Consider the following 19,708-nt stretch of genomic DNA (forward strand, 5'->3'; position numbering starts at 1 on the left):
CCTAACGGGAAGGCCTTTTTGCTATGGAAAATTTCCTATAGACCCCAGATGTGCATAGAACAACGGTCACCAACGCTTGCCACTTCCTACCCCATCATTTTCTATCTATATCAGAGACTTATTAGCTCAACTTGCAGGGATATTGATGATGCTATGGCTAACTACATCAGGCTTTAGCTGTATGCCAGCGATTGCTGGGCGAGACAGGATTAAAAAGATACAGCGCAAACAAAGAGGCCTTCCCGTTGGGGTGGCCTCTTTGTTTTATCTATCTGATGATTTCCATCATTCGGTCTATTTATCAGGGCTTCTCTTTGTTGCCAATGCTCAGGCCAAGCTTGATGGAGAGGGCCGCCAGTAGCAGCAGCATCATGATCAGGGAGAAGAAGTTGCTGCCAAGTTCCGGGTATTGCACCTTGAGCAGCGCAGAGTGGCCGAAGACACCGATAAAGAAGCAGAGCAGGGTGCAGATGGGGGTGTTGCCCACCATGGGTTCATGGCGATAGTGCTGGAACAGCTGGTAGGCCGCCAGCCAGAGGGCGATCAGCGGGAAGAAGGAGAAGGGCACGACTGAGCTGGTCAGTATTGCTAGTGAGGCATCGCCGCAGATACCAATCAGCATGGCCATGGCGAGCGGTTTTTTCGGGATCATAAGCTGTTCAGGCATGTCGTTCTCCATCCTGTGGTCATGGGTGAGGTTCACGGCGCTTCTGGTTTTGTACCTCGGCGCCCATGGCGATCATCCGCAGTTGGCGAATTGTTCGGTCGGAGAGTGCCCGGCACTCTTCGCTGGTCATGTCGAGCGCATCGGCACCGGCACTGAAGACGATAGTGACCATTGCTTCTGCCTGGATGTAGGCATCTTCCCGTGGAGCTTCGGTGGTGGCTTCCAGATAATCGGTCAGCTCGGCAATGAAGTGCTGGATTTCGCGAGCCACCGCCTGACGAAAGGCGGCCGAGGTGCCGGAGCGTTCCCGCAGCAGTAGCCGGAAGATGTTGGGGTTGTTCTCGACGAACTCCATAAAGGTCTGCACCGAGGTGCTGATGACACTGCCACCACCGGCAATGCGTTGGCGTGCCTGGCGCATCAGCTGGCGCAGGGTGAGACCTCCTTCGTCAACCAGGGTCAGGCCCAGCTCCTCCATATCGCGAAAGTGGCGATAAAAAGAGGTAGGCGCGATACCCGCTTCGCGAGCGACCTCCCGCAGGCTGAGATTGGAGAAACTCCGATTGGCGCACAGTTGGCTGAATGCAGCATCAATCAATGTACGCCGGGTTTTTTCTTTTTGTTGAGCGCGAATACCCACGAAATCAGTCACCTTCAGCTTAACGAGGGCAAATGATAACCCGAAGGCGCCTCAGGATCAGGTTTGTATCCTACTTTTTTACCATTGACCATGGTGAAGTTGCCGTGGAGAATGGCTAACAGCTGTTCGCTGAAAGGATGCAAGAAGATGGCTAAACCCTCGATTATTATCACCAATACCCTGTTGTTCTCCCTCTCCGGATTGGTTGCTCTGGTTGCTGTGCCCTGGTATGGCCTGAGCCAGGGTTACGATATCTGGCAGTGGGCCACTTTCCTGTTGTTGTTTTGCCTAAGTGGTCTCTCCATCACTGCAGGTTATCACCGGCTCTGGTCGCACAAGGCTTATAAGGCACACTCCTCTTTGCAGTGGTTGTTTGCCATCGGCGGTGCGTTAGCGCTGCAGAATTCGGCCCTGCACTGGTCGGCCGATCACCGCCGTCACCATCGTCATGTGGATGACAACGATAAAGACCCCTACAGCGCGGGGCGCGGTTTCTGGTACTCCCACATTGGCTGGATGTTGCGGGAGTATCAGGGGGAGCAATACGGTGATTACAGCAATGTACGGGATCTGCAGAACAACCCGGTGGTCGTGTTTCAGCACCGCCACTATCTGGCGCTGGCGCTGGCGGCCAATCTGGGATTGCCGCTGCTGTTTGGCCTATGGCACGGTGATCTGCTCGGCATGTTGCTGTTGGCGGGCGTGCTGCGGATGGTGATGACTCACCACACCACCTTCTTTATCAATTCGCTGGCCCATATCTGGGGTAGTCAGCCCTATACCGACCGCAATACCGCTCGCGATAACGGTATCCTGGCCTTTTTCACCTTTGGTGAGGGGTATCACAACTTTCACCATCTGTTCGAGAATGACTACCGCAACGGCATTCACTGGTGGCAGTTCGATCCGACCAAGTGGTTGATCCGGTTAGCCTCCTGGTGCGGTCTGGCAGGGGATCTTAGATCCTCGCCAGAGGAGCGTATCGAACAAGCCCGGCTACAAATGCAGCTGAAGCGGGCACAAGCCAGATTGCGCAAGCAGGAAGATCGCGAACTGTGGCAGGCGCTGTTGCAGGAGGAGTACGACAAGCTGAGCCAGCAACTGCAACACTATTACGCCAGTCGCAAGCGGCTGCTGGAGCTGCGCAAGCGCAAGGCGCTGGCGCGCTATGACCGCCTCAAGCTGCAACTGGAGTATCGGGCCCTGCGGGACGGCTTCATCGCTAGTAAACGCAACTGGAGTCGTTTGCTGGCAGGTATTGCATGATGCCGTCCGGTTATCACAGAGACTAAAAGAGAAGACCGCCAGCTGGCGGTCTTCTCTTTTATGATTCAACTCAAGCTAGTTGGCTTGGCTCTGCTGTTGCTGCAATTGATCCAGAGCCTGTTGCTCCTGCTGGCTGAGACCTAGCTGTTCGCAGGCCTGCTCAAAGCTGATCCCCGGATGGCAGATCATGAGATCCAATAACAGGAGGGCTAGTTGGCTTGGCTCTGCTGTTGCTGCAATTGATCCAGAGCCTGTTGCTCCTGCTGGTTGAGACCTAGCTGTTCGCAGGCCTAGCTGATCCCCGGATGGCAGATCATGAGATCCAATAGCAGGAGGGCTAGTTGGCTTGGCTCTGCTGTTGTTGCAATTGATCCAGAGCCTGTTGCTCCTGCTGGCTGAGACCTAGCTGTTCGCAGGCCTGCTCAAAGCTGATCCCCAGATGGCACATCATGAGATCGATAGCGGGCAGATAGTTTTTCATAGCTTCTTCCATAGTGATCCTTCAGACCCGTCTCTTATGCCCTGAACCACTTGGGGCGGCAATTAGACTTTAGGCTTAGGCTGTCCATTTGCTAAGCGCCCCTGCCACTGGGGGAGGGAATTTGTTACCCTGCACCATGATAAAAATGGTTGCCGTATGACTGCGGGCAACAGGTGAGGAGCAGGGCATGTTATTGAGTTTCTTGATCATCGCTTCAGGTTGGTGGCACATCCGTGCAGCCTACGGCTCAGACAGCCGCCAGTTCTATATCAGCAAGCCGCTGACCATGCTGCTTATCATCGCGTTGGCGTTCGGCTACCAGAGTGATGACCATGATGGCTCTCACGCCTGGATCCTGCTCGGTCTCTGCCTCTCGCTGGCAGGCGATGTGCTGCTGATGTTGCCAAAGGATCGCTTCATTCAGGGGTTGGCGGCATTTCTTGTCGCGCATCTCTGCTATATCGTCGGTTTTGCCCAGGGGCCGCTAGTGCTCAATCTGGTGGATGGTTTGTTGCTGTTGCTGATCGCCGGTATGGTCTTTGGCCTGCTGTGGGGCAAGCTGGGAGAGATGCGGATCCCGGTCTTCTGCTACATGCTGGTGATCATCGGCATGGCCTGGGTGGCAGCCGGCGCCTGGCACGCCTCTCTTACCGCCGGTTCTGCCGCCGCTCTGGTGGGGGCGCTGATGTTCCTCTTCTCCGACAGCATGCTGGCGCTCGATCGCTTCCGCCGCCCCTTTCCCCATGCCCGCGCCTGGATCATGAGCAGCTACTTCGCGGCGCAATTCCTGATTGCAGGGTCGCTGGCGGGATAACGCCTTCTGGTTGAGTGCAGGTAACAGATAACGGAAAACGGGCATTGGCCCGTTTTCCGTTTTATGTCCGGCGTTTTTTCACGCCTCTAGCGGTTTGGCATCCGTTGCCCGTGGGGCGGGGGATTTGAGCAACAGCATCAGGCCGCTGGCGATCAGCAAGAAGATCCCCATGATGTAGAACGCCTGGTTGTAGGCCATGATGGCTGCTTCCCGGTTGATGGTATTGGCCAGCATGGCCCGCGCTTGCTGCTGGGCAATCTCGGGGCCTGAGCCCTGCGCCATCATGCTCTGGGCCAGCTGCAGCAGATAGCTCTGCCCCTCGATACTGCTGGCTGCCAGAGTGCTGCCAATCTGTAGCACATGGGTGCGGGTATCGTTGTCGAGCAGGGTCGCGATGATGGCGATACCGAAGGCGCCGCCGAGGTTGCGCAGCACGTTGAGCAGGGTCGAGGAGGAGGGGATCTCGTCGTGGCTCAGGCTGGCGGTGGCGACCAGGGAGAGCGGCACCATGATGAAGGGCTGCCCCAGCGCTCGCACGATGAGTGACTGGATCAGCTGCGGCCCGGCGTAGTCGGCACTCATGTTGACGTTCATAAAGCAGCTGACGGCGAAGATAAGGAAGCCAAAGCTCACCAGATAGCGCGGGTCTATCTTGTGGGTCAGTTTGGGCACCAGCGGCAGCACTAGCAGTTGCGGTAGCCCCATCCACATCAATACCTCGCCGATTTCCAACGCGTTGTAGTTGTGGATCTGGGTCATGTAGAGCGGCAGTACATAGATGGAACCCATTAGCGCCATGCCGAGGATCAGATAGGCGAAGCAGGCCAGCGCGAAGCGCGGGTTGTGCAGCAGCCGCAGATTGACCAGCGGGTGACGGCGGATCAGCTGGCTGATGACGAAGAACACCAGCGCCACCGTCGAGATAACCGCCAGCCGCACGATGAAGCTTGAACCGAACCAGTCTTCCCGGTTGCCCTCCTCCAGCACCACCTCCAGCAAGCCGAGGCCGAGCGCCATGGTGACAATCCCGATAAGGTCTACCCGCTTGATCACGGCCCAGTCCACCGGTTTTTTATCCAGCCCGTGGGCCAGCATGGCCATCACCAGCAGGCCCGGCGGCACGTTGAGATAGAAGATGTAGTGCCACGACATCTGCTCGGTGAGCCAGCCGCCGAGGGTCGGGCCGATGGCGGGGGCGAAGGTGGCGCAGAGGCCAAACAGCGCCATGCCGGTGGCCCGCTTCTGTAGCGGCAGCAGGGTGACGATGAGGGAAAAGGCCATCGGGATCAGCGCCCCGCCGGTGAAGCCCTGCAGCGCCCGGAAGACGATCATGCTGGTGAGGTTCCAGCTGAACGAGCAGAGCACGGAGGCGGCGATAAAGGCGCCGGTGGTCCAGAGCAGGTAGCGGCGCACGCTCAGTCCCCGGCTCAACCAGCCACTCAGGGGAATGGCGATCATCTCCGCCACCAGATAGGAGGTGGAGATCCAGGAGCTCTCGCTCAGGGTGGCCGACAGGGCCCCCTGAATGTCCTTCAGGGAGGCATTGGTGATCTGGATATCGAGGATGGCCATGAAGGCGCCGATAAGGCCCCCCATGACCGCTATCCAGTTGCGACGTGGAATGGGTTCCATCAGTTGGCAGCCACCACGGGATCAGGGGTACGGGTATCCACGATCACTTCGGTGGAGAGACCCGGCAGCAGCTTGCCTGCCAGCGGGCCCGGCTCGGGAATGCGGATCTTCACCGGCACCCGCTGCACGATTTTGGTGAAGTTGCCGGTGGCATTTTCCGGTGGCAGCAGGGCGAACTTGGCACCGGTCGCCGGCGCCAGGCTGTCGATGATCCCCTCGACCGGTTGATCCGGGTAGGCATCCAGCACCACTTCAACCTTCTGGCCCGGCTGCATATGGGCGAGCTGGGTCTCCTTGAAGTTGGCCTCGACCCACACCTGTTGCAGCGGTACCAGGCTGGCGACCTGCATACCGGACTGGACGTAGAGCCCTTCCCGCAGGCTGCGCTTGCCGATGATGCCATCGGCCGGTGCCCGCAGCTCGGTATACCCTAGCTCCAGCTTGGCCTGCTCCAGTTGTGCTTCGCTCAATGCCAGCTTGGCCTGATTTTGCTTGGCTTCGGCATCGAGCACCAACAGCCGTTCGCGGGCGGCTTGCAGTGCGGCCCTGGCTTCCTGTGCCTGAGCCTTGGTGACCTGCAGCGAGGCACTCACTTCATCGAGACTGTCTTGCGAGCTGTAGTGGCGCTGGTTGAGTTGACTGATCCGGTTGACCTGCTGGCTGGCGCGCAGCTGTTCGGCGTCAGCGGAGGCGACTCGTGCTTCTGCCTGCTGGATCAGGCTCAGCTGTTGGGTGCGGGTGGCCGCCAGATTTTCAGCCGTTGCCTGATTGAGGCGCAGGTCGGCTTCGGCTTGTGCGACCCTGGTTTTGTATTCGCGATCATCGAGACGGGCGATCAGTTGGCCTGCTTTGACCGGCTGGTTGTCGGTGACCAGCACGTCGCGGATATAGCCGGGCTGCTTGGAGCTGATCCCGGTCACTTCACTTTGCAAATAGGCGTTGTCGGTGCTTTCAAAATAGCGGCCGTGAAGATACCAGTAACCGGCGAACAGCAGACCGAGCAGCGCCAATATCATGGCTGCCAGCAGGGGAATTTTTTTGTGTTGACTCATTTTTGTGATTCCTGAACTTAAGGGGCGCAGGCTAACACTGGTCAACTGTTTCGATTAGTATTGGTTCATGAGATATACAGTTTCACTGGTGCAACAATGGATCTCAATGCCGCGTTAATTCTGGTGCGTATCGTCGACAGGGGCTCGTTTACGGGGGCCGCCCGCGAGTTGGGGATGACCAAGGCGATGGTCAGCCGCCGCATCGCCGAGCTGGAACAGCGGCTCGGAGTGCGCCTGCTCTATCGCTCCACCCGTCAGCTCACTTTGACCGAGGAGGGGGAGAAGTACTACCTGCACTGCAGCAAGGCGGTCGATGCCCTGACCGAAGCCGAGCTGATGCTGAGCGCCAGCCAGCAGGAGGTGACCGGCACCCTCAAACTGGCGGTGCCCATCGAGACGGGGCAACTGGTGGTCGGGCGCTTGGTCGCCAAGTTCTTGCAGGCCTATCCCGGCCTGCAGGTGGAGCTGGAGCTGACCAACCGGGTGGTGGACCCCATCAGCGAAGGGTTGGATGCGGTGGTGCGGATTGGCGACATGAGCGACTCCAATCTGGCAGCACGCCGGCTTTGGAGCACCGGACGGCTGCTCTGTGCCAGCCCGGACTATCTGGCCCGTAGTCCAGCCATTGTAAGGCCGGAGGATCTGGCCAACCATGAGCGGGTGACGGTAAGCAGCGGTTTCCTCGCCTCCCATTGGTGCTTCGAGCTGGATGGCAAAGAGGTGCTGGTTGAACCCCCATCCCGTTTTCGGGTCAATAATATTACCTGTGCCCGGGAGGCGGCGAAGGCGGGGCTGGGATTGGCCTCGTTACCCGCTATGCTCTGTCAGGATGAGCTGGCCAGTGGCGAACTGGTGATCCTGCTGCCAGAGTGGCAGCAACCCAGGGTGCCCATCTACCTGCTGTTTCCGGAGCGGCAACTGATGCCGCGCAAGTTGCGGGCATTCATCGATTTCATGATTGAGAACGGCGCCGAGTTTGGCATCGACAAGCTGTTGTAAGGGGGAGCTATGGATAACTGGATCAATCTCTATCGCGCCTCACACACCCTGGAGGCGCACGCGTTGAAAGGGGCGCTGGAGGCGGAAGGGGTGCTGGTGCGCCTCAATGGCGAGGGGCTGTCTGGCGCCCTTGGCGAACTGCCGGTCGACCTGCTGCAGGTGACTCTGATGGTCAGGGCCGAAGATCGCAGCAGAGCCGGGCGGGTCATCGAGCGTTATCAGCAGCGCCAGGGTAACGGTTGGTTGTGTGGTCAGTGCGGGGAGGAGAATGGCGCCAACTTTGAAGTGTGCTGGCGCTGTCATCACGATCCCCACGATAGTTGAGTTTCTGCTAGCGTGGCGGGAACTCCATATCGTCCCCTGCGCTGGCATCGTGATAGGTCGCCAGATCCAGCTCGTTTTCACTGCGGGCGATCAGCACCGACACCAGAATATCCCCCGATACATTGACCGTGGTGCGCGCCATGTCGAGGAGCCGGTCAATGCCTGCAATCAGTGCCACCCCTTCCAGTGGTAAACCAACTGCCGTCAGGGTCAGGGTCAGCAGCATCAACCCGGTGCCCGGGGTGCCAGCGGTGCCGATGCTGGCCAGGGTGGCGATGCTGATGATGGTCAGGTAATCGACCATATGCAGATCCACTCCAAAGGCCTGAGCCACGAACAGGGCGGTCACTCCCTGATAGAGGGCGGTGCCATCCATGTTGATGGTGGCGCCGATGGGCAGCACTTTGGCGGTGATGGCGGGAGAAACCCCCAATCGCTTCTCGGCGCAGGCCAGACTGATGGGCAGGGTGGAGCTGCTGGAGCTGCTGGTAAACGCGACCGCTTGGGCATCAACGATGCTCTTGAAGTAATGCAAAGGATTGAGCCGCGCCAGCAGGAGCAGCAGGGTGCTGTAGACCCCGAGCACGTGCAGCAGGCAGCCCAGGTAGACGGCGCCGATCACCTTGAGCAGCGGTAGCAGCAGGTCGAGGCCGTACTTGCTGGTCATCCAGGCCATCAGGGCGCAGACCCCGTAAGGGGCGAGCGCCATCACCATCTGGGTCAGCTTGAACATTCCCTCGGCCAGTGAGGTGAAGAGAAGGATGGCGGGGCGACCTCGGCGGCCACTGGCGTTGAGGGCCAGTGCCAGCGCGACCGCAAAGACAATCACTTGCAGGATCTTGCCATCCACCATCGCCTGTACCGGGTTGCTAGGTACCAGATGAATCAACACACTGGCAAGAGTGGGGGATTCGGCTATGGTGCCCCGTTCGTAGGGGCCCATATTGGTGCCCATGCCGGGTTCCAGCAGCCAGCCCATCATCAGACCGATGCAAATGGCGATGGCAGTTGAGCAGAAATAGAGGCAGATCGCCTTGCTGCCGATGCGATCGAGAGCCTTGCCCTTGAGCAATGAGGTGAGACCGGCGATGACCGAGCAGAAGATGAGGGGCACCATCAGCATCTGGATGGTGTTGACGAACAAGACCCCAAGAGGCTTGAGCAGCAGGGCTTGCTCTTCAAAGCCAACGCCCAGGCCCACTCCGGTCAGCATGCCGATCAGGGTCTTGAGCCAGAGGGGGCGGCGGGTCCAGATCTGCCAGGGCTTGAGAGCCTCTCCATGGAACAGCATGACGCCAATATCCTTATACATTGTCTGCGATGGCCAAAAAAGGGCGCCAGTGTAGCGATCCCTGACGCGGGTTGCCACATTATCGACAAAGCAGCAGCGGTGACCACTCCTCTGCTCAGGTAATGCGCACTTTATTGGCCTATATCAAGATCCTTCCGGGCAGGGCGATATTTAATTGGCATTGAATATATTTATTATTGAGGTGAGAGATGTCGCAATCGATACATGGCCATGAAGTGATGGAGATGATGCTGACGCAAGGGGGGCAATTTACCCGTGCCAGCCTGAAGCAGGCGATGGCGGAGCGGTTCGGTGCCGAAGCACGTTTTCATACCTGCAGCGCCAGCGAGATGGAGGCGGAGGCACTGATCGACTTCCTGGCTGCCCGCGGCAAGTTCATCGATTCGGCCGACGGCTTCCAGACCCGTGCCGACAAGATCTGCAACCACGGTTAACCCCGCAGCGAGCGCATCATGGCGCTCGCTCATTTCTTCGCCTTTTGCTATATTTCGCCCCCTCTCATTTCCCGTTTAAAACGTAGTCAGGGCGTTGTATGGATACTTTTTCTGCCGCAGTCATGCTGTTTCTGATCATGGACCCGTTGGGTAACCTGCCGGTCTTTCTCTCCATCCTGCGCCACATCGACCCCAAGCGACGCCGCAAGGTAATGATCCGCGAGCTGCTCTTCTCGCTTGCCATCATGATGCTGTTCCTGTTTGTTGGTCAGCAGATCCTCGGTTTCCTCAACCTGCGGCAGGAGGCGGTCAGCATTGCGGGGGGCATCATCCTGTTCCTGATCGCCATCAAGATGATCTTCCCGAGTGAAGGGGGCGTGACCGGGCTGGCGGCGGGGGAAGAGCCCTTCCTGGTGCCGATGGCAATCCCGATGATTGCCGGTCCCTCTATCCTCGCTTCGTTAATGCTGCTGGCCAATCAGGCGCCAACCCGAATGGTTGACTGGTCGCTGGCGCTCTTCATTGCGTGGGCTGCCAGTGCGGTGATCCTGATGTTCTACGAGGTATTCAACAAGCTGCTGGGTGAGCGGGGACTCACTGCAGTGGAGCGGCTGATGGGCATGCTGCTGGTGATGATCTCGGTACAGATGTTACTGGACGGGGTACATCACTATCTGGCGGTGACCGGTCAGGGTTGAGTGGTTTAGATGCTGCAGTGAATGAAACGGGGCTACGCAGAGCCCCGCTCTTTTTGCTCTCTAGAGGGGGGCACCCTTACCCGTGAGTGGTTGCTGCGGGTTCCAGTTTGCTCATGATGAGGGAGAGCAGCAATTCCCGCAGCCAGCGGTGGCCCGGATCCTCGCTGTGACGCTGATGCCAGATGAGCAGATGGGAGATGCTGTCCAGCCCGATGGGCAGCGGTAGCTGCAGCAGCGGATAGACCTGGGTGGCGTGGCGGGCGTAGAGCCTGGAGAGGGTCACTATCATGTCTGAGTGCATCCCGATCCGCAGCGCCGCCTCGAAGGAGGGGACGGTTGCCTCGATACGTCGGTAGAGATCCTGCTCTGCCAGCTTGTGATCCAGCATCCAGCGGTCCCGCCCCTCACAATAGGTTTGCACATGGGGGTAGCTGAGGTAGTGCTCCAGATTCCAGTTGGGCTCCCGTAGTGCGGGATGGTGCTGCTGCACCAGACAGGTGAGTTCATCGACCGCCAGCACTCGCTGACAGATGCTGTCGGGCAGGGTATCAAGCCGATAGTCGGAGCTGATGCAGTTCTCCCGTACCGCGAAGGCAATATCCACCTGTCCCTGACTCATCTCGGTCAGACTGTTTTCGGTCCACTCCTCGTAGCGCAAGCGGATCCTTGGTGCCTGCCGCTTCAGCTCGTTCAGATAGAGTGGCGCAAACAGGGTAAAGGCGCTGTCCATGCTGGCGATGACGAACTCCCGCTCCGAGTTGGCGGGGTCGAATTCGGGCGGCTGGATCAGGCTATCCAGCGACAGCAGGATAGGCTGCAATTGCTGTTGCAGCGCAAGGGCGCGGCCGGTGGGTTCCAGCCCGTAGGCAGAGCGGATGAAGAGAGGATCATTGAAGGTATCGCGTAGGCGGCCGAGGGCTTTGCTGACGGCGGACTGGCTCAGATGAAGGCGGCGTGCCGCCTTGCTGCCATTACGCTCCTCCAGCAGCACCTGCAGGATAATCAGCAAATTGAGGTCGATGCGACCCAGTTGTTCCAGCAGCATGATATGAATCCTCTTCAATTCTAAGATGAATTTATACCATTTGTTTTCATATCTTGGCGATCTTATCCTCGACTGGTCTCTGGTTCGCATGAGCCACTGGTACAGGATGTAGCAGTTGAGGGGACATGTAGCACAATCAATATGGCGACCTCAGGGTCGCCCTATTTTTTGGCTATGATTTATTTGCTCACTTGCACCTGCCTTGATTTTGCCCAACAATCCCTGCGCTCTATTTTGATACAAGTAACAGATATCTCTTGGTGAGGGTGTATCCCCATGGGGCTCGGTGGAGTTCATATCTGGCATATGTTGATCCTCTTGCTGGTCATTGTGCTGGTCTTCGGCAGCAAGCGTCTCGCCAATGCAGGTGAGGATCTGGGTACCGCCATCAAGGATTTTCGCAAAGCGATGCGTGACGACGCCAATCATCCGAAATAAGCAGTAGGAGTAGAAAATGTCTGTAGACGAGAAAATTGAACTGAACGAAACCTGTGACAGCTGCGGCTGTTTTGCCGAGATCGGCACCATCATCGGCGAAGGCGACGATGTGATGGAGCTGGTGATTGAAGCCGCGGCCGAGGCTGATGCCCGCGCCAAGCTGGCTGCCTATGAAGCACTGGCCAAACAGGTCACTGCCGAAGCTCAAGTGAGCAGCGAACTGACCCAGGGCGCCAACGGCGTGATCCTGAAAGCCCGCCTGCAATTCACCTGCACCGCCGAAAAACTGATTTTCGAAATGCGGGCCCGCTCTATCTGAGTTGTCTGATAACGCGGCAGGTTTGCCTGCCGTGTTGACCCTTCTGCTGTGGGTCGGCGTTCTATAGTTACTCTATCCCACAGATGTGTTGGCCCGGCGCGAGTCGGCCAACAGAAGGTGTAAACATCATGACGCAGCGATGGATCTCTGCCCCCAATCCCACCCTCTATCGTGATCCGTGCTGCCAACAGGCAGCAGGCGTGACCTCAGCACAGGGGCAGCCATGGTGATGCGACGCTGGATCTGGGGCCTGCTGGCTCTCTGGTCTCTCCCCCTGCTGGCGACCGAACTCAAGCCAGTGCGTCTGTCCCAACCCGGGGATCTCGAAAGCATTCTGCAGAAACGCGAACTCAGGGCGCTGGTGGTCTATGAGCGCGGTTTCTATTTTCTGGATCGAGGTGCCCAGTACGGCATTCTGGTCAACCAGCTGCAAGGGTTCGAGCGCTGGTTGAACCACACTTATCTTGCCAGCGAGAAGGTCAAGCTCAAGGTGGTCTACATCCCGGTACGTCAGGACAAGCTGCTGGACTATCTGGCCGAGGGGCGTGGCGATCTGGTGGCGGCAACCATGACGGTGACTCCGACCCGGCGTGAACAGGTGGTGTTCTCCCGTCCACTGATATCCTCCATCGAGGAGTGGGTAGTGAGTCAGCACAGCCTGCCCACTTTCAGCCGTATTACCCAGCTCTCTGGCAGGCGGATCTGGGTACGCGCCAGCTCCAGCTACTACGAGAGCTTGCGCCAGCTCAACTGGCTGTTTCGCGAGTTGGGGCTGCCGCCGGTCTATATCGAGACGGTGCCCGAATATCTGCAGGATGGCGACCTGCTGGAGATGGTAGCCGCCGGCATTATTCCCCTTACAGTGACCGACAGCTACAAAGGGCGGATCTGGCTAGGTGGCATGATCTCAGGTCTCAAGGCCCACAAGTTGATCCCCCTTCGTAGCAGTGGCACCAGCGCTTGGGCATTGCCCAAGAACAGCCCGGAGTTGCTTAAGGCGGTTAACGACTATCTGGCGAGTGCAAGCCCCCATAGCCTCTATAGTGATTTGACCTTGCGGCGTCTGCTGGTGCACAGCGATCAGATGAGCAATATCCTGGCGCCGGACCCTATGGGGCGGCTGGCGACCATCCGCACGGTGCTGGAGAAGTATGCCAATCAATACGGTCTCGACTGGTTGATGTTGGCGGCACTCGGTTACAAGGAGTCCGGCTTGAACATCCAGGCTCGTTCGCCCAAGGGGGCTGTGGGCATCATGCAACTGTTACCCAGCACGGGACGGGAGGTCGGTATCAGCGATGCCAGACTGACCAGTCTGGAAGGGAATGTGGAGGCCGCTTGCCGCTATCTGCGGTTAATCCTCGATACCTACTTCAATGATCCGGCACTGGACCAACTCAATCGCCACCTGTTTGCCCTCGCCGCCTACAACGCCGGGCCGAACCGGGTACAGGCGCTGCGGGGCAAGGCAGAGTCACTCGGGCTCGATCCCAATGTCTGGTTTGGCAACGTGGATCAGCTGGTGGCCAACGAAGTCGGACAGGAGCCGATCAACTATGTCGGCACCATCTACAAGTACTACGTGGCGTACCGTTTCAGTCAGCTCCAGATTGAGGGCAAGGCTGCCGCTATCGAAGCGGCTCAGCCCTGAGCCGGTTGACCGGCAGGGTCGCCTGCACGGTCGGTAATTGCCAGCCACCGTCCCTGTGTTGCAAAAACCAGTGAGCAGGGCCGGTGGCCGGGATGAGATCTGGCTGGCTGAGCTGGCCCAGATAGCGCAACATCGGGGTATCATGCAGTTCCATCAGCAACTCCTTTTGAATATGTGAAGAGGCTCGTCAGCGTTATGACACCCGGCCATGACAGCAGGATGACACCATGATCCCCGGATCCTTTGCCCTGATCGACGATCCCAGCCTGGCGCTGAAGGTGCGTTGCCACTGGATCCGTCATGCCCGCGAGCGGATCCAGGCGCAGTACTATAGCTGGGAGGAGGACAGCAGTGGCAAGCTGCTGCTCGGCGAGCTGCTCCACGCCGCCCGGCGCGGTGTCAAGGTGCAGCTGCTGGTGGATGATCTCTATGCCGGTGACAACCGCTTTCTGGAGATGGTGGCCCACTACCCGGGGATCGAGGTGCGGCTGTTCAACCCTTTCTGGCTAAGGGGCTGGCGCCCGCTGGCACTGCTGCTGGAGGGGTTGTTCAGCTTTCGCCGTATCAACCACCGGATGCACAACAAGCTGTTGCTGGTGGATGGCAAGCTGGCACTGATTGGCGGGCGCAACATCGGCGATCGCTACTTCGGTCTGGATCCGCAAGCTCCCTTCGTGGATCTCGATCTCGCCTGTCAGGGGAGGCTATGCCAGCAGATGGCGCAGGGGTTCGAGCAGTTCTGGCACAGCCGCTGGAGTCACCCCATCCGCCATCTGCTGCGCCGCGAGCTGCTGCCCGCCGAAATAGAGGTGGTCAACGACTTCCTGTTCACCATGACGGACCCGGCGGTGGCGACGGTCTACGATCTGCCTGCGGCGCTGTTTGATGAGGCCGATGTGCCGCTAGAGTGGCATGAGGGGCGGGCCGAGGTGTGGTTCGATCGTCCTGGCAAGGGGCTGATCTCCCGCCCCACGACTGCCCGTCAGCTGTGGCGCCAGCTGGCTGACAATCCCTGCTCGCTGGGGCTGGTGACCCCTTACCTCATCCTGACCCGCGGGTTTCGGCGCCGTTTGGCGCGGCTGCGCCAGCAGGGGGTCGCCATCGACATTCTCACCAACTCGCTGGCCAGTACCGATGTGCCGCTGGTCTATGGCGCCTATCAGCGTTATCTCGGCTGGTTGCAGCGCCGCGGGATCCGGGTCGCCGAGTTTGACCACGGCTACGGCAGTCTGCACGCCAAGCTGATCCTGCTGGGGGAGGAGCGGGCGCTGTTTGGTAGCCTCAACCTCGATCCCCGCTCGCTGTTTCTCAATACCGAACTGATGCTGCATCTACACTGTCCGCCAATTTGCGAGACGCTGCGAGTGTGGTTGGCTCGCCGGCAGGAGCAGGCAGCTGGCGCACTGCGCAAACCCGAAGGGTGGTCAAGGCAGCTGATAGCCCGCCTGAGCGAGTGGTTACCACTGCGCCGCTGGTTATGAGGTGGCTATGCTCTGTGCGAGATCTCGCAAAGCCTTGTAAGCCATTGCTGACACCCTTTGCGGGTGAATAACCATGCATGAGTCTATCTTGCTGTTTTATAACAATTTAGTGGTGATGATAAGGCTGTTTTTTGTACGTTGATGTGAATGGAACAGGCATGAAAACGTTTTTTATTTTGTTTTTATGCGTAATATTTCAGCCGCAAGGAGAAACGCGGCGGCTTGTCTGCCGTGTGGACGAAGGTTGTAACGGGTAGCTGGCCAGTTGCATTGCAGCAATTGGCGCGCACTTCAGATGGGTTGCAAACTATCGGAAAGTGAAACAGAGACCCGGCGTGGCCGGACTCCAATATGGAACATGCTATTTGCGAGGGGGTGACAGGATATGTCACCCCACTTTTTTTGGCTGCTCGCCCCGTTTACTTTTTTATGACAGTCGCTCATCGCAAGAGTGGCAGAGGGCAAGACAATAAAAAGAGGGCCGCAATAGCGGCCCTCGGTCTCATTTGCTCCGTGGATTAAGCGGCCTTGATGCGGCGGCGCTGGAGCCAGACGATCACTCCGAACAGCAGGAAGCCCGGGATCCACATCCACTCCTTGGTCCAGTGTTCAGTCGGCGCCTTGACGGTGAGGATCTCCTGATCGAATTCCAGTCCCATGGTGGCGGCCGGGCTGCCAAAGGCGACGTTGTCGATCAGCGTCTTGCCATCCTGCTCATAGAGGCTGAGCCCCAGATTGGCCAGCCGCTCCTCGCCATCTGCCCCCTCCGGTACCGCGACCAGCAGGGTGAACTTGCGCGGTTTGCCAACAGCATCCTCACCCTGGATCCGCAGCCTTAGCGTGCTCTCCGCCTGTACTTCACCCATGGTCTGGGCCAGCTGGGCAGGCGGGGTCTCGCGATAGGGATCGTGCACCATGTCCATCCAGAAACCTGGGCGGAACAGGGTAAAGGCGACCAGTAGCAGCAGCACGCTCTCGTACCAACGACTTCTCACCAGAAAATAGCCCTGGGTCGCGGCAGCGAAGATCAACATGGCGATAGTCGCCACGATGAAGATCAGCACCCCGTGGGCAAAGTCCACGTTGATCAGTAGCAGGTCGGTGTTGAAGATAAACAGGAACGGCAGCGCCGCGGTACGCAGGCTGTAGTAAAACGCCGTGATCCCGGTCTTGATGGGATCCCCCTTGGAGACGGCGGCCGCTGCAAACGAGGCCAGCCCCACCGGCGGTGTCACGTCCGCCATGATGCCGAAGTAGAAAACAAACAGGTGGACCGCGACCAGCGGCACGATCAGCCCGTTCTGTTGCCCTAAGGTCACAACCACCGGTGCCAGCAGGCTGGATACCACTATGTAGTTGGCGGTGGTAGGCAGTCCCATGCCGAGGATCAGACTCAGCAGGGCGGTCAGCAGCAGCATCAGCAGCAGGTTGCCCATGGAGAGGAACTCCACCAGATCCGCCAGCACCAGACCGACCCCGGTCTGGGAGACGGCGCCGACTATGATGCCTGCAGTGGCAGTCGCAATGCCGATACCGATCATATTGCGAGCACCGGCGACCAACCCTTCCCGCAGATCCATCGCGCCGTCCGCGACCGTACCGTAGTCATGCTTGCCGTCTGAGCGCAGCCAGTTGAGCAGCGGGCGCTGGGTCAGCAGGATGAGTATCAGCATCACGGTCCCCCAGAAGGCTGACAACCCCGGCGAGAGGCGCTCCACCATCAGGCACCATACCAGTACCACCACCGGCAGCAGGAAGTGCAGGCCGGAGAGCAGCACGGCCCGGGTGTTGGGCAACTCGGTGAGTGGTTTGTCGGGATCTTCGGCGGGTAGCGGTTCATTGCTGGCCGCTATCTTCAGCAGGCCCACATATGCGGCGGCCAGCAGCAGGCTGATCCCCGGCAGGGCATAATCACCCAAGGCTGGCTTGAGCCAACCGAGGCCATAGTAGACCGCCAGTGACAGGCCGCTGATCAGGGCTGCGCCAAAGGCGAAGCCGGTCAGGCGGCGTAGCCAGGGCTTGGGCTGATGACCCCCGATGGGCTGCATATCGAGCTTTAGAGCCTCCAGATGAACGATATAGAGCAGCGCAATATAGGAGATGGCTGCAGGCAGGAAAGCGTGCTTGATGATCTCCACGTAGGGTATGCCGACATACTCCACCATCAGGAAGGCCGCGGCCCCCATCACGGGAGGCATGATCTGGCCGTTGACCGAGGAGGCGACCTCGACCGCCCCCGCTTTCTCTGAACTGAATCCCACCTTCTTCATCATCGGGATGGTGAAGGTGCCGGTGGTCACCACGTTGGCAATAGAGGAGCCAGAGATGAGGCCGGTCAGGCCGGATGCCACCACGGCAGCCTTGGCAGGACCACCGCGCAGGTGGCCAAGCAGGCTGAAGGCGAGCTGGATAAAGTAGTGACCGGCTCCGGCCCGCTCCAGCAGGGCGCCAAACAGCACGAACAGGAACACGAAGCTGGTGGAGACGCCTAGGGCGATACCGAATACCCCTTCGGTGGTGATCCACTGGTGGTTGGCCAATGCAGTGAAGCTCACCCCGCGGTGTGCCAACAGTCCCGGCATCCAGGGGCCCGCCAGACTGTAGACCAGAAAGACGATGGCGATGACTGCAAGTGCCGGCCCCAGGGCGCGGCGCGCCGCTTCCAGCAGCAGCGGAATACCGATGCAGGCGGTCACCAGATCTGCGGTGGTGAGGGTGCCGGGACGCAGCGCCAGTGCTTCATACATCACAAACAGGTAAGAGGCGGCGCCAGCAGCGATCAGACCGAGGGCGATATCCCCGAGGGGGACCCGATCTCGTGGCGAGGAGCGAAATGCCGGGAACACCAGAAAAGCCAGCAACAGGGCAAAAGTGAGGTGAATGGAGCGGGTCTCGGTGTTATTGAGTACGCCAAAGCCCAACATGAAGGGCAGTGGCGAGGCAATCCAGAGCTGGAACAGCGACCAGGCGAGCGCCAAGGTGGTGATGAGTCCGCCCATGATGCCCAGCGGCAGGCGAGCGCCCACATCCTGGGCGATCAGTTCCTCGGTAGAGAGTTGTTTATCTTGCATAGGGTTAACTTGTGCCAACGAGTACAACAAGAGCGACACCCGCCTCCGCATCAGGCGGCAGACGGGTGTCGAAGAGGTGACAAAGGCCCCGGGGCCTTCAATCAGAGCCAGCCGCGCTCTTTGTAGTAGCGGGCAGCCCCTTCATGGAGCGGTGCAGAGAGACCCACCTTGATCATGTCGGCCTCTTTCAGGTCGGCAAAGGCCGGGTGCAGGCGCTTGAAACGATCCAGGTTGTCGAACACTGACTTGACCAGCTGATAGACCACTTCCGGATCTGCCTTGGCACTGGTAGAGAGTACCGCTTTGCCGCCGATGGAGGGAGTCGGCTGATCGCTGCCCTTATAGATGCCACCCGGGATCTCGGCCTTGCTGTAGTAGCTCTTCTCGGCCAGCAGCTTGTCGATGTCGGCGCCGGTCACAGGTACCAGTACCGCATCTGTGGTGGTGGAGGCTTCCTGAATGGCGCCGTTCGGGTGACCCACGAAGTAGCTCATGGCGTCGATGTTGTTGTCACCCAGAGCGGAGGCCTGTTCGGCCGGTTTCAGCTCGGAGACCAGACCGAAGTCACCCTTCTTCCAGCCTTTGACCGCCATGATCTCTTCCATGGTGTCACGCTGGCCGGAGCCCGGGTTGCCAATGTTGACCCGCTTGCCCTTCAGATCGTCGAAGCTGGCAATCTTGGCATCGCGGCGAGCCAGGATGGTGAACACCTCGCTCTGCAGGGAGAAGACGGCGCGGATGTCGTCCATGGCCCCTTCGGCCTGGAACGGTGGCAGCCCTTTCATCGCCTTGAACTGGTGGTCGGATTGCATGATGCCGAAGTTGAATTCACCGCTGCGGATGCCGTTGACGTTGGCAACACCGCCGCCACTGGCCGGGGCGTTGCACTTGATTTGGTGATCGGCGGTGCCGCGATTGAGGAAGCGGCAGATGGACTGGCCTGCCACGTAGTAGACGCCGGTCTGACCGCCGGTGCCTATGGTCACGAAGCGCTCCTGCGCTTGTACCGGACCACCGAATGAGACACCGACCAGAGCCGCCGACAGGGCGCATGCCAAGGTTAATCCTTTCATTTTTTCTCCCTTTTCTTTGATTTTGTTTATCCGATCTCCGGATAAATTGATGGCAACCCCGCTCTGCGCCGGGCTTGCCCACACTTCTCGCTGCGCGAAATCAGGGGCGCACTCGCCCTTTTCCCGGCACTCATCTTCATCCTGAGGTGGAGCTGCCCACCTCTTGCCGGGCAAAGATAAATTGGCCCCTGAGGGGCCAAATAAAAAGTTGCAAGCACTCCGATTAAGCACATTCACCCAACATAAATCAAACGAAATGGCAAAATAACGGAGTTAAATCTTGAGAAACATGACCTCGATCATTCATTTTC

20 protein-coding genes are annotated in these 19,708 nt (G+C 58.9%); 10 read left to right on the forward strand and 10 right to left on the reverse strand.

Annotation, left to right across the window (positions count from 1 at the left end; translation table 11 throughout):
- Positions 1 to 301 precede the first annotated feature (301 nt).
- Together BN1117_RS15520 and fabR are read right to left on the reverse strand one after the other, a co-directional pair.
- Complete coding sequence (locus tag BN1117_RS15520; protein WP_040098823.1) at positions 302 to 667, reverse strand: YijD family membrane protein; 366 nt, start codon at positions 665 to 667, stop codon at positions 302 to 304.
- 19 nt (positions 668 to 686) lie between these two features.
- Positions 687 to 1,307, reverse strand: coding sequence for an HTH-type transcriptional repressor FabR (fabR, locus tag BN1117_RS15525; RefSeq protein WP_005339921.1), 621 nt, complete (start codon positions 1,305 to 1,307; stop codon positions 687 to 689).
- A gap of 147 nt (positions 1,308 to 1,454) precedes the next feature.
- Here fabR and BN1117_RS15530 point away from each other — a divergent pair, with 147 nt between their 5' ends.
- Positions 1,455 to 2,573 (forward strand): fatty acid desaturase, encoded by a 1,119-nt coding sequence (locus BN1117_RS15530; protein WP_040098825.1) that lies wholly within the window; start codon positions 1,455 to 1,457, stop codon positions 2,571 to 2,573.
- 337 nt (positions 2,574 to 2,910) lie between these two features.
- Here the strand turns inward: BN1117_RS15530 and BN1117_RS19530 are convergent, their stop codons facing one another.
- Positions 2,911 to 3,054: a hypothetical protein gene (locus tag BN1117_RS19530; RefSeq protein WP_167334828.1), complete on the reverse strand. Its 144-nt coding sequence runs from the start codon at positions 3,052 to 3,054 to the stop codon at positions 2,911 to 2,913.
- A 187-nt stretch (positions 3,055 to 3,241) separates the two neighbouring features.
- Between BN1117_RS19530 and BN1117_RS15535 the strand changes: the two genes are divergently transcribed.
- Positions 3,242 to 3,868: a lysoplasmalogenase gene (locus BN1117_RS15535; protein WP_040098826.1), complete on the forward strand. Its 627-nt coding sequence runs from the start codon at positions 3,242 to 3,244 to the stop codon at positions 3,866 to 3,868.
- Between the two features lie 78 nt (positions 3,869 to 3,946).
- Here the strand turns inward: BN1117_RS15535 and BN1117_RS15540 are convergent, their stop codons facing one another.
- Both BN1117_RS15540 and BN1117_RS15545 read right to left on the reverse strand, forming a co-directional pair.
- Positions 3,947 to 5,500 (reverse strand): DHA2 family efflux MFS transporter permease subunit, encoded by a 1,554-nt coding sequence (locus BN1117_RS15540; protein ID WP_040098828.1) that lies wholly within the window; start codon positions 5,498 to 5,500, stop codon positions 3,947 to 3,949.
- On the reverse strand, positions 5,500 to 6,552 hold the full coding sequence (locus BN1117_RS15545; RefSeq protein WP_040098830.1) for an HlyD family secretion protein: 1,053 nt from the start codon (positions 6,550 to 6,552) through the stop codon (positions 5,500 to 5,502). Before BN1117_RS15545 ends, BN1117_RS15540 begins: the two co-directional genes overlap by 1 nt.
- Before the next feature lie 96 nt (positions 6,553 to 6,648).
- Between BN1117_RS15545 and BN1117_RS15550 the strand changes: the two genes are divergently transcribed.
- Positions 6,649 to 7,551: a LysR family transcriptional regulator gene (locus BN1117_RS15550; protein WP_040098832.1), complete on the forward strand. Its 903-nt coding sequence runs from the start codon at positions 6,649 to 6,651 to the stop codon at positions 7,549 to 7,551.
- Positions 7,552 to 7,560: 9 nt separating this feature from the next.
- The gene (locus tag BN1117_RS15555; RefSeq protein WP_040098833.1) at positions 7,561 to 7,875 is read left to right on the forward strand and encodes a putative signal transducing protein; all 315 of its coding nucleotides are present in this window, start codon (positions 7,561 to 7,563) and stop codon (positions 7,873 to 7,875) included.
- Between the two features lie 7 nt (positions 7,876 to 7,882).
- On the opposite strand, the gene BN1117_RS15560 is transcribed toward BN1117_RS15555, so the two are convergent.
- Positions 7,883 to 9,166 (reverse strand): dicarboxylate/amino acid:cation symporter, encoded by a 1,284-nt coding sequence (locus tag BN1117_RS15560; RefSeq protein ID WP_040098835.1) that lies wholly within the window; start codon positions 9,164 to 9,166, stop codon positions 7,883 to 7,885.
- A gap of 209 nt (positions 9,167 to 9,375) precedes the next feature.
- On the opposite strand from BN1117_RS15560, the gene BN1117_RS15565 reads away from it, so the two are divergent.
- Both BN1117_RS15565 and BN1117_RS15570 read left to right on the forward strand, forming a co-directional pair.
- Entirely contained in the window at positions 9,376 to 9,621 is a 246-nt protein-coding gene (locus tag BN1117_RS15565; protein ID WP_040098836.1) for a YecH family metal-binding protein, read from the forward strand.
- Positions 9,622 to 9,719: 98 nt separating this feature from the next.
- Positions 9,720 to 10,319, forward strand: a complete 600-nt coding sequence (locus BN1117_RS15570) for a YhgN family NAAT transporter (RefSeq protein ID WP_040098838.1) — start codon at positions 9,720 to 9,722, stop codon at positions 10,317 to 10,319.
- Positions 10,320 to 10,395: 76 nt separating this feature from the next.
- Here BN1117_RS15570 and BN1117_RS15575 read toward each other — a convergent pair whose 3' ends face one another.
- Positions 10,396 to 11,364 (reverse strand): LysR family transcriptional regulator, encoded by a 969-nt coding sequence (locus BN1117_RS15575; RefSeq protein WP_040098839.1) that lies wholly within the window; start codon positions 11,362 to 11,364, stop codon positions 10,396 to 10,398.
- 276 nt (positions 11,365 to 11,640) lie between these two features.
- On the opposite strand from BN1117_RS15575, the gene tatA reads away from it, so the two are divergent.
- From tatA to BN1117_RS15590, 3 genes are all read left to right on the forward strand, one after another.
- On the forward strand, positions 11,641 to 11,802 hold the full coding sequence (tatA, locus tag BN1117_RS15580; protein WP_040098841.1) for a twin-arginine translocase TatA/TatE family subunit: 162 nt from the start codon (positions 11,641 to 11,643) through the stop codon (positions 11,800 to 11,802).
- A gap of 16 nt (positions 11,803 to 11,818) precedes the next feature.
- Positions 11,819 to 12,121, forward strand: coding sequence for a YfcZ/YiiS family protein (locus BN1117_RS15585; RefSeq protein WP_040098842.1), 303 nt, complete (start codon positions 11,819 to 11,821; stop codon positions 12,119 to 12,121).
- A gap of 229 nt (positions 12,122 to 12,350) precedes the next feature.
- On the forward strand, positions 12,351 to 13,772 hold the full coding sequence (locus BN1117_RS15590; RefSeq protein WP_082032615.1) for an MltF family protein: 1,422 nt from the start codon (positions 12,351 to 12,353) through the stop codon (positions 13,770 to 13,772).
- Here the strand turns inward: BN1117_RS15590 and BN1117_RS19685 are convergent.
- Positions 13,750 to 13,926 (reverse strand): hypothetical protein, encoded by a 177-nt coding sequence (locus BN1117_RS19685; protein ID WP_005339947.1) that lies wholly within the window; start codon positions 13,924 to 13,926, stop codon positions 13,750 to 13,752. The genes BN1117_RS15590 and BN1117_RS19685 overlap by 23 nt on opposite strands.
- 73 nt (positions 13,927 to 13,999) lie before the next feature.
- Here BN1117_RS19685 and BN1117_RS15595 point away from each other — a divergent pair, with 73 nt between their 5' ends.
- Positions 14,000 to 15,253 carry a phospholipase D family protein gene (locus BN1117_RS15595; RefSeq protein ID WP_040098844.1) on the forward strand — a complete coding sequence of 418 codons (1,254 nt, stop codon included), beginning with the start codon at positions 14,000 to 14,002 and terminating at the stop codon, positions 15,251 to 15,253.
- 518 nt (positions 15,254 to 15,771) lie between these two features.
- On the opposite strand, the gene BN1117_RS15600 is transcribed toward BN1117_RS15595, so the two are convergent.
- Both BN1117_RS15600 and BN1117_RS15605 read right to left on the reverse strand, forming a co-directional pair.
- A complete protein-coding gene (locus BN1117_RS15600; protein ID WP_040098846.1) occupies positions 15,772 to 18,324 on the reverse strand; it encodes a TRAP transporter permease in 2,553 nt (850 codons plus the stop codon).
- Between the two features lie 101 nt (positions 18,325 to 18,425).
- The gene (locus tag BN1117_RS15605; protein ID WP_040098847.1) at positions 18,426 to 19,397 is read right to left on the reverse strand and encodes a TAXI family TRAP transporter solute-binding subunit; all 972 of its coding nucleotides are present in this window, start codon (positions 19,395 to 19,397) and stop codon (positions 18,426 to 18,428) included.
- Between the last annotated feature and the right edge of the window lie 311 nt (positions 19,398 to 19,708).

The organism is Aeromonas australiensis (assembly GCF_000819725.1).
Lineage (GTDB): Bacteria > Pseudomonadota > Gammaproteobacteria > Enterobacterales > Aeromonadaceae > Aeromonas > Aeromonas australiensis.